This is a genomic window from Clostridium sp. UBA5988 (assembly GCF_002435615.1).
GTDB lineage: Bacteria > Bacillota > Clostridia > Clostridiales > Clostridiaceae > Clostridium_J > Clostridium_J sulfidigenes.
Genome location: NZ_DJBA01000058.1, coordinates 1 through 10,564 on the forward strand (window position 1 = coordinate 1; position 10,564 = coordinate 10,564).

Here is a 10,564-nt window from a genome sequence, read left to right on the forward strand (position 1 = left end):
CTTCAGAGGGAGTAAAAACTCCCTCTGAAGCAAAGAACTCTGTTTATATAAAACATAAACTAAAAGGTTAAAGAATAAATTGTAAAAGTTAAGAGGTGGATTATGAAGTTGTTAGAAACAGAAAGATTGATTTTGAGAAGTTGGGAAAAAGCGGATTTGGATGATTTTTATGAGTATTCTAAAAATCCTAATGTTGGTCCTATGGCAGGATGGAAACCCCATAAGAATAAAGAAATATCTAAAGGGATACTTCAGTCATTTATAAAGAATGATGAGGTATGGGCAATTGTATATAAGAAAAATAATAGGGTAATTGGTTCTATTGGTAATCATAGAGATGTGAAAAGGAATTTATTAAAAGCAAGAATGATAGGATATGTACTTTCAGAAGAATATTGGGGAAAAGGAATTATGACTGAAGCAGTAAATAGGGTATTAAAATATTTGTTCGAAGAAATAAAATGTGAAGTAGTATCTTGTTATCATTATCAGGGAAATCATAAATCTAAAAGGGTTATAGAAAAGTGTGGATTTAAATATGATGGAACATTAAGAATGGCTAGCGAAACTTATGATGGAAGAATATATGATGATGTATGCTATTCCATAACTAAAATAGAGTATTGTGATGAATATAAAAGTAAATATTTATAGGTAAAGTATATAATTATAGATTGAATAGATTTAAAATATAGACTCCACGAATAATTAGTTCGTAGAGTCTTTTAATTTTAGTTAACTATTTTTAACTTTAGGTTTATTTACTATATATATTCCAACACATACAAATACAAGTGCCAAGAGATTTTTCCAATACCAAATAGATTCTTTTAAAAATATAGCAGAAAGAAAAACACCAAACACAGGTGTTAAAAAATTGTATATAGAAATTTTACCAACATTATTATGCTTTAATAAGATAGTCCATATTGTAAAAGCCACTGAAGAAAGAAGAGAGAGATATAAAAGTAATAGCATAGCTTCAGTAGAAGGTATAGAGATTCGTGCACCTCCAAGTGCGCCTATAATTATAAGTAAAGCCCCTCCAAAGAGTAGTTGCCATCCTGTGACTATCATACTATCTTCTCTCTTAGCTGCTTCTTTACTTATAAGAGATCCAATTGCAAAGGAAGCAGCAGCAAGAATAATAAATCCTTCACCAGTAAAGGTAAAACCACTTCCAACTTTACCACCTAAGTTAATTATAACTACTCCCATAAATCCAACAATACATCCTAAGACCTTTTGGAAATTTAATTTATCATCTGAATATATAAAATGAGCAAGAATTACAGCCATAAAGGTTGCAGTACCGTTTAATATGGACCCCTTAACACCGGTAGTGTGAGAAAGTCCTATGTAGAAAAATAAATATTCTAAAGTAGTTTGAATAAACCCAAGTAGTGCAATATGACTTAAGGCCTCCTTTTTAGGAATAGGAAATTTCTTTTGAATTATCCAAGTTAATAAAATTACTAGAAGACCTGCTAAAGCAAATCGATTGCCTGCAAAGAGAAGCTTACTGAAAATATCATTTTCGCTTATAGAAAATAAAGAGTAGCCAATCTTTATAGATGGATAGGCACTTCCCCAAAGTATGGTACATAGTAAAGCTAATAATAAAATTACACCACTTTTTTGAAAAACATCTTTTTTACTCATAATTTAAATAATCCCCTCTGTACATTGAAAAGTTAAATAATTACAAATCCACATATATTTATTGTAAATATAGCTTTAAATATCTAATTATCTCAATTAGAATTTTACTATTATATGCAACCAATGTAAATGAGCTTTATTATTTATTGTTTTTAACAATAGAATTCATATTATCTAAAATTTAAAAACCAAATTTTAGTATAAATGTTCAATATAAATATATAAGAAAAATATAGAAAAATGGAGAATGGAGAATTTTGAGTAATCTAATCAAGTGTATTTAAGTTTGAAGAAGTTGAAAATGATTATCAATTAGGTTATTATAAAATAGCGATAAGAGTTATCAATTAAAATTGCATTTCAATTAACAATGCGATTTTGATATTACATCAAGTATATATAAGTGTTTGAAAATATCACATAATTTAATACATAAAGATATTTACGATACATAATAAAGTTTTGGAGGAAATATGAAAAAGAAATATTTAATTCCTTTATTCATAATACTGTGTATGTCTTCAATATTTATAGGGGTTCAGAATATAAGTATTACAGATATAATGCAATGGGACCACGGTAAGATGAATATAATAATTTTAACTAGATTGCCACGGCTTATTAGTATAGTAGTAGCTGGAGTAGGAATGAGTGTTGGTGGAGTTATAATGCAGCAAATTAGTAATAATAAATTTGTTTCTCCAAGTACAGCAGCTACCGTAGACTCTGCAAAGTTTGGGGTACTAGTTTCTATGCTACTATTTTCATCAGCAACTTTGATGCAAAAGATGATAACAGCATTTATATTTGCCCTTTTGGGAACCTTTGTATTTATGAAAATACTTAAAACCATAAAAATGAAAAATGTTGTATTCATACCTCTAGTGGGAATAATGGTAGGAAATGTTATAGGGTCTATGACAGATTTCTTTGCTTATAAAAACAATTTAGTTCAAAGTATGGGAACTTTTCTCCAAGGAGATTTTTCCATGATTATAAAGGGAAATTATGAGCTCCTCTATTTGACTATACCATTATTAATATTAGCACTTTTGTATGCTAATAAATTTACTATTATAGGAATGGGGGAGGATATCTCATCAAATTTAGGGATTAACTATAATAAGGTTGCCAATATTGGAGTTATAATTGTTGCATTGATTTCAGCTTTAGTAGTAATAACTGTTGGGAATATACCTTTTATAGGATTAATAGTTCCTAATATAGTATCTATATTTAAAGGGGACAATCTTAGTAAGAATATTTGGGATACAGCTTTGTTTGGGGCAATATTTGTACTAGCATGTGACATTATAGGTAGACTTGTAATTCATCCCTATGAAGTACCTATAAGTCTTACTGTAGGAGTTACAGGAAGTATTATATTCCTTTACCTGATATTTAGGAGGAATAGAAATGAAGGATAATATAGATAAAAAGAAGTTATATATACTTGGAATAGTTGCAGTATTTGTTATTGGCTTATTTTTGTTTGAAGGATTAAATGGTAGAAACTGGGGTTATAACCTATCAAAGAGAATACCTAAGGTTATAGCTATAGTAATTACTGGAGGGTCAATAGCCTTTTCTTCTATGATATTTCAGACAGTAACAAATAATAGAATCCTAACGCCAAGCATACTTGGACTTGATTCCTTATATATGTTTGTACAAACCATATCCGTGTTTTTATTCGGAGCATCAAGTATATTTATGATAAACAGAAATGTGAATTTTATGGTTTCAGTTACCATAATGTTAGTTGGTACTTTAGTTCTTTATAAAATATTATTTAAAAAAGATGGAAATAGTAATATATTCTTTTTGCTATTGGTGGGAACAGTATTGGGAACCTTGTTTAAAAGTATGACATCTTTTATGCAAGTAATAATTGATCCAAATGAATTTGAAACATTACAAAGTAAAATATTTGCTAGCTTTGCTAATGTTAATACGGATATATTGTTAATATCAGTAATAGCCTTACTAATTATTTTTGTATTATTTTATGATGATGTAAAAAAATTAGATGTTATGCTTTTGGGAAGAGATCAAGCTATAAACTTAGGAATAGATTTTGATAGATTTTCTAAAAAAATATTAATAGTTGTAGCAGTATTAGTATCAATATCTACAGCTTTAGTTGGACAAATAACCTTCCTTGGATTATTGGTAGTTAATCTATCTTACCAGTTTCTTAATACATATAAACATAGTTATCAAATAACGGGAAGTATATTGATAAGTATAATTGCTTTAATAGCTGGACAGTTCATAGTGGAAAGAATATTAAACTTTGGAAGTACAGTAAGTATAATAATTAATTTTATTGGTGGAATTTACTTTATATATCTTTTAATGAAGGAGGGAAAATAAATGATAGAAGTTAGAGGTATAGTTAAAAAGTATGGAGATAATCCAGTAGTAGACAATGTATCTTTAAACATAGAAAAAGGTAAGATTACTTCTTTTATAGGACCTAATGGAGCAGGAAAGAGTACTTTACTATCAATGATATCTCGTATTATGAAGAAAGATGAAGGCAAAGTTATTATAGATAGTAGGGAGTTAGAAAAATGGGACACTAAGGAATTAGCTAAAAAAATAGCTATACTTAAACAATCTAACAATATAAATGTAAGATTAACTATAAAGGAAATAGTTAGCTTTGGACGTTACCCTCACTGCGAAGGTAGACTGACAAAAGAAGACACAAAGTATGTAGATGAAGCCATAGAATATATGCAACTTAAGGATATTGAAGATAGATATTTAGATGAGCTTAGCGGTGGACAAAGACAAAGAGCATATATTGCTATGGTAATAGCTCAAAATACAGAGTATGTACTATTAGATGAACCATTAAATAACTTAGATATGAAACATTCAGTACAGATGATGAAAGTATTAAGAGGACTAGTGGATGATCTTAGAAAAACTGTAGTAATAGTTATGCACGACATAAACTTTGCATCAGTTTACTCAGATAAAATAGTTATTCTTAAAGATGGGAAGATAGTTAAAGATGATATAACTGATGCCATAATATCAAAAGATGTTTTAGAAGACGTATATGAAATAGATTTTCACATAAAGAATATAAATGGAAACAACATCTGCGTATATTTCTAAGTGAGACCCCAAATCTATGATTTGGTTGGTGGAACTTAAGTGACCATTTAAATCTATGATTTAATTATGGAAACTTACTCATTTGAGTGTAACGAAGAGGAGTTTCATTTCAAATAGTAAGGGGCAAGGAGTGCCATAACTTTTTAAATTTAAAATTAAAGAAATTTATTATAAATAAATATTAAGATATAAAGATAATAGTAATTGGATATAAATGAAAGGAATAGGTGAAATAAATGAATAAGAAAAAAATTAGTATAATAGTAGGAGTTGCAATAGTTGCTTTAATTGGTGTGTTTGCAGCTACAAAACTTGGTAACAAAGATAATGCGGGGATAAAAGGTGAAACTATAAAAATAATTCATACTGCTGGAGAAACTGAGGTACCTAAAAATCCAGAAAAGGTAGTAGTATTAGACTATGCATCTTTAGATATTATGGATTCATTAGATATAAAAGGATTAGTAGGATTACCAAAGAAAAATCTGCCAACTTATCTTTCACAATATAAGGAAGAAAAATATATAGATTTAGGTGGATTAAAAGAATTTAGTCTAGAAGTAATCAATGAGATGAAACCGAATTTAATAATTATTGAAGGTAGACAAGCTGATTATTATGATGAACTTTCTGCTATAGCTCCAACAATACAATTAGGAACAGATACTACAAAGTATTTGGAGTCATTAGAGTCAAATGTAAACATAATAGGACAAATATTTGGTAAAGAAGATGCAGCAATATCTAAATTAAAAGAACTTAATAAAAGAGTTGAAGATGTAGGCCAAAAAGTAAAAGAGCAAGGGTTTAATGCTTTAGCTACTATAATAACAGATGGTTCTATGAGTGTATACGGAGCCGGTTCAAGATTTTCAATTATATTTGAAAAGTTCGGCTTTGTTCCAACAGATGAGAATATAGAAGTATCAAAGCATGGTCAAAATATAACTTATGAGTACTTGTTAGCTAAAAACCCAAACTATCTTTTTGTAGTTGATAAGTCAGCAGGAACAAGTGGCTCAGAAGATTATTCAGCAGCTAAAGAAGTAATAGAGAATGAGTTAGTAAAAACTACAGACACATATAAAAATGGAAATATAGTTTATCTAAATGCTCAAGCTTGGTATGTGGGTGGAGCTGGGCTTCAAGCAGCAGATTTAATGATAGAGGATATGGAAGGGATCACAAAATAATAATTAGTAAAATAGAAATAGCTATTTGACATTTTAAAAGTCAAATAGCTATTTTCATGGTGCGTTTAGTTATTATAATACTGTCATCATATTAAAGTTAGTTATATAATATAAAAATTATAATAGAGAGTAGAATAAATTAATAAAGAGCATATTTATATAGAGAGGAGGTGTTTCTATGGAAAGTAGAAATAGTAGTAATTATAAGGGGATTGATATAAGTAGTTGGCAAGGAAATGTAAATTTTAAAAAAGTAAAAGACAGTGGGATAGAAATAGTTTATATTAAAGCAACGGAAGGTATAAGCTATGTTAATAATTATTTTTCTTCATCCTATAAAAATGCTAAAGAGCAGGGTTTGAAGGTTGGATTTTATCACTTCTTTCTAGGAGGAATAGATCCTAAAGCTCAAGCTAGACATTTTGTAAATACCATTGGGAATAGAGAATTTGATTGTAGACTAGCTATAGATATAGAACAGACTAATGGTTTAGATAAGACATCTTTAACAAGCGCAGCAATAACATTTTTAGAAGAGGTTAAAAAACTAACTAGTAAAGGTGTAGTAGTTTATACCTATACTAATTTTACAAGAACTGGTTTAGATAGTAGGTTAGAAATATATCCTTTATGGATTGCTGAATATGGGGTAAGGAGACCTGCCAGTAATCCAATATGGAATCAATGGGTTGGCTTTCAATTTTCAAGTACTGGACAAGTCCCAGGTGTAAGTGGAAATTGTGACCTAAATGAGTTTAATGAGGGAATATTATTAAATGGACAAAGTGTACCAGAAAATCCAGGTACAGATGAAAATAGTAAAAATGATAAATACTATATAGTACAATCAGGGGATACTTTAAGTGGAATAGCAGAAAAATATAATACAACCTATCAAAAATTGGCATCTATTAATGGTATATCGAATCCTAATTTAATATATCCAGGACAAAAAATAGTATTGCCAACAGGTAGTTCTTCAACAGGAGGTAATACTGGTAATTCATCCTATTATATTGTAAAATCAGGAGATACTTTGAGCGATATAGCACAAAAATATGGAACCACAACTAAAGTTCTAGCTAGTATTAATAATATATCAAATCCTAATTTAATATATCCAGGACAAAAAATAGTATTACCATCAGGTAGTTCTTCATCTAAAGGAAATACTAGTAGTTCATCCTATTATACTGTAAAGTCGGGGGATACTTTAAGTGAGATAGCACAGCGATTTGGCACTACTACGTTAACTCTTGTTAAGCTTAATAATATATCAAATCCAAATTTAATATACCCAGGACAAGTGATAAAAATAAAGTAAAACAACCTTAATAAGAAAAAGAGACTGTTGCAGAGTGATTTTTAATCTATTCTGCACAGTCTCTTGTATTTGAAATTTAATCTATAACTTATTAGGTGTAATAAAAAGTTTTTATATTTATATTAAACCTTGTTTTACTAAAAATTCTCGGGATACATCATCAGGTTCCATCTGTAGTTCGTCAACTTTATAATTAAGTTCCATCATGATATCATCATTAAGAATAGTTGATAATTGCTCCAATAGAGGAATTATTTCTGGATACTCTTTAAGAGTTTCTCCTCTAACTATAGGCATGGCATAATAGGGTGGGAAAAAGTTCTTATCATCTTTTAATGTCTTTAGTTTAAATTTCTTTAGCAATCCGTCTGTTGCAAAGGCATCTACCACATCTACCTCTTTGCTGATTAAAGCAGTATATCGAGGAGAACCATCAAGGCCTATGGAATCTTTGAATGAAAAATTGTATTTTTTACTCAATCCAGGAAGACCATCTTCCCTATTTAAGAATTCTAAGGTAGTTCCAGACTTTAGATTACTAGCAATGAGTGAGAGATCACTGATGCTTTCCAAATTATACTTTTCAGCTGTTTCTTGTTCAACAGCTAGAGTATAAGTATTATTAAAGTTCATTTGTTTTAAAACTTCAATATCAAATTTTTCTTTGAAATCTTTTTTTACAGTATCATATACTTTTTCCATATCACTTATAGGAGGGTTACCTAAGGTATCTCCATAAGCTGTCCCACTATATTCAATATATAAATCTATGTCATCAGATTTTAAAGCAGAAAAGCACACTTGAGTACCACCAAGATTAATTTTACGATTTACTGAAATATCTGTATTTTCTTCAATTAAATCTGAAACCATGTGGCCTAATATCATTTGTTCACTAAAATCTTTACTCCCTACAGTAATTACTTTTGAGTTAGTATTAACGTTAGTAATTGCAGAAAATATAAATATTAGAATAACAAAAATACTTGATATTGCTAATATTCCTTTTTGCATTTTACGAGTTTTCATGAAATCTTTTTTTGTATTAGACTTAACCTTTTGTAAACTGATTGGAGTTGTTAGTTTTTCAACAATACTAGCTAGAAAATCTACAGCTAAAGCTAGTATACAGGCTGGGATTGCACCAGCTAGTATTTGATTATTATTCACAGTTCTTATTCCGGAGAATACAAGGTAACCTAATCCACCAGCACCTATAAAGGCAGCAATGGTCATTAAGCCAACAGCAGTAACAGAAGAAATTCGAACTCCAGCCATTATAACAGGGAGAGCTAATGGAATTTGAATTTTTGTTAGAATTTGAAATTTTGTCAATCCTATTCCTTTTGCCGCTTCAATTGTCTGTGGGTTAATATTAGAAATCCCAGTATAAGTATTTTTGATTATAGGCAACAGGGAATATAGAATTACTGTTGTAACTGCAGGGAGAGTTCCTATACCTAAAAATGGTATGGAAAATCCTAATAAAGCCATACTAGGGATAGCTTGAATAATATTTGCAGCTCCAAGAATTGGTTTATTTAACTTCTTGACATAGGAAATTAGAATTCCTAGGGGAACACCTATTAAAATTGCTAGGCCAACTGAAATTGCAGTAAGTCTGATATGCTCAATCAATAATGATATAATTTGTGTTTTATTTTGGAAAATGTATTCTAAAATATTCATATTACTACGCCTCCTCTTCTATATATTGTTGACTAAGCGTTGTAACAAGACTACTTTCAGTAATCAATCCAATAAGACTGCCACTATCATTTAAAACAGGAACTGTTGAAATATTATTCTCATTTACAATTTTTAAAATATCAATTATATTATCATTCGGAGAAACATAAATATAATTATTGTTAAGAATGGAATTGACTTGAATTGATTTATCATCAATTGATCGCATTTGTTTTGCCTTTACTATTCCTTGCAGTTTTTTTGATTTGTTATCAATAACCATTAAGCTATCAACTTTGTATGAACGCATCTTTTCTATACATTTAAATATTGATAGGTCCTTAGAACAAGTTATAGGATTTTCTATCATAATATCTTCAGCTTTAATAAATTCAGGAGAGGTCCATATTCTTTTTTTACCAACAAATTGTGATACAAAATCATTGACAGGATTTTTTAATATATTTTCAGGTGTATCGTATTGAATAATTTTACCTTTATCCATGATGCACATCTTATCTGATATTTTTATAGCTTCATCCATATCATGAGTTACAAATATAATAGTTTTCTTTAGTTTTGATTGTAAATTTACAAGTTCATCTTGCAAACTTGAACGAGTAATTGGATCAAGAGCTGAAAATGGCTCGTCCATTAATATTATATCTGGATTAGTGGCAAAGGCTCTTGCGACACCTACTCTTTGTTGTTGCCCTCCACTAAGTTCTACAGGATATCTATTAAGAAATTTATCACAATCAAGACCAACCATGTCCATTAAATCATATGTTTGTTGTTTGATATCTTCAGGATTTTTATTTTCAACTTTTGGTATTAGTTCAATATTTTCTCTTATGGTCATATGAGGAAATAAACCTGTTTGCTGAATAACATAACCCATATTTCTTCTAAGATCTATTACATTTTTAATGCTAATATCTTCATTGTTGATATAGATTTTACCAGAAGTTGGGGTTATGAGACCATTAATCATTTTCAGTGTAGTTGTCTTTCCACAACCACTTTCACCTATAATAGCTACTAGTTTACCTTTTTCAATCTCAAAAGAGATATCAGAAAGAACAGTAGTATTTTTAAATTTTTTTGAAATATTCTCGAATTTTATCAATGTAAATCCTCCTTTGTAAAGTAACAACCTAATTATAAATGCAAGTTGTTACTTTGTCAAATTCAAAAAAATAAAAATAAGCTATCCTCCAATAATATTAATCTTAGTTCATATACTAGCAAAGATTAATGAATTATTTTGAGATAGCCTTATTAATTTATAGGCTCTGTAGTTGATATGAACATTAATTATGGAGGTTTGAAAATGAGTTTGCCAAATTATCTCGAAGTGTTAGCGTTAGCTAGAGATTTAAAAGAAAATGAAAGAGTAAAACTAATTTTAGATATAAGCAAAACAATGAATGATGTTTTACTAAATAAAAAGGCTAAGGAGTTAAGTTGCCCTTACTGCGATAGCAGCCGTATTGTGAAGAATGGTAAGAACAAAACAACACAGAAATATCTATGCAAAAGTTGCTTAAAATCTTTTATTAGT

Annotated in this window: 10 protein-coding genes; 7 read left to right on the plus strand and 3 right to left on the minus strand. The window is 29.3% G+C overall.

The genetic code is table 11. The features are described 5' to 3' along the window. Positions 1-102: 102 nt before the first annotated feature. A complete protein-coding gene (locus tag B3J31_RS12865) occupies positions 103-654 on the plus strand; it encodes a GNAT family N-acetyltransferase (RefSeq protein WP_150843507.1) in 552 nt (183 codons plus the stop codon). Between the two features lie 81 nt (positions 655-735). Here B3J31_RS12865 and B3J31_RS12870 read toward each other — a convergent pair whose 3' ends face one another. After that, on the minus strand, positions 736-1,662 hold the full coding sequence (locus B3J31_RS12870; RefSeq protein ID WP_346867817.1) for a DMT family transporter: 927 nt from the start codon (positions 1,660-1,662) through the stop codon (positions 736-738). A 473-nt stretch (positions 1,663-2,135) separates the two neighbouring features. Here B3J31_RS12870 and B3J31_RS12875 point away from each other — a divergent pair, with 473 nt between their 5' ends. From B3J31_RS12875 to B3J31_RS12895, 5 genes are all read left to right on the plus strand, one after another. Continuing rightward, positions 2,136-3,089, plus strand: a complete 954-nt coding sequence (locus B3J31_RS12875; protein ID WP_346867818.1) for an ABC transporter permease — start codon at positions 2,136-2,138, stop codon at positions 3,087-3,089. Further along, the gene (locus tag B3J31_RS12880; RefSeq protein ID WP_346867819.1) at positions 3,079-4,038 is read left to right on the plus strand and encodes an iron chelate uptake ABC transporter family permease subunit; all 960 of its coding nucleotides are present in this window, start codon (positions 3,079-3,081) and stop codon (positions 4,036-4,038) included. Before B3J31_RS12875 ends, B3J31_RS12880 begins: the two co-directional genes overlap by 11 nt. Continuing rightward, positions 4,039-4,794 (plus strand): ABC transporter ATP-binding protein, encoded by a 756-nt coding sequence (locus tag B3J31_RS12885; RefSeq protein WP_346867820.1) that lies wholly within the window; start codon positions 4,039-4,041, stop codon positions 4,792-4,794. It begins immediately after the preceding gene. A 236-nt stretch (positions 4,795-5,030) separates the two neighbouring features. Continuing rightward, the gene (locus B3J31_RS12890) at positions 5,031-5,987 is read left to right on the plus strand and encodes an ABC transporter substrate-binding protein (protein ID WP_150843512.1); all 957 of its coding nucleotides are present in this window, start codon (positions 5,031-5,033) and stop codon (positions 5,985-5,987) included. Positions 5,988-6,165: 178 nt separating this feature from the next. After that, complete coding sequence (locus B3J31_RS12895) at positions 6,166-7,311, plus strand: LysM peptidoglycan-binding domain-containing protein (protein ID WP_150843513.1); 1,146 nt, start codon at positions 6,166-6,168, stop codon at positions 7,309-7,311. 117 nt (positions 7,312-7,428) lie between these two features. Here the strand turns inward: B3J31_RS12895 and B3J31_RS12900 are convergent, their stop codons facing one another. Continuing rightward, entirely contained in the window at positions 7,429-9,000 is a 1,572-nt protein-coding gene (locus B3J31_RS12900; RefSeq protein WP_150843514.1) for a glycine betaine ABC transporter substrate-binding protein, read from the minus strand. 4 nt (positions 9,001-9,004) lie between these two features. Then, positions 9,005-10,129, minus strand: coding sequence for an ABC transporter ATP-binding protein (locus B3J31_RS12905; RefSeq protein ID WP_346867821.1), 1,125 nt, complete (start codon positions 10,127-10,129; stop codon positions 9,005-9,007). Positions 10,130-10,333: 204 nt separating this feature from the next. Here B3J31_RS12905 and B3J31_RS12910 point away from each other — a divergent pair. Then, positions 10,334-10,564, plus strand: a 231-nt coding sequence (locus B3J31_RS12910) for a transposase-like zinc-binding domain-containing protein (protein WP_346874076.1), incomplete at its 3' end; no start/stop codon positions are given.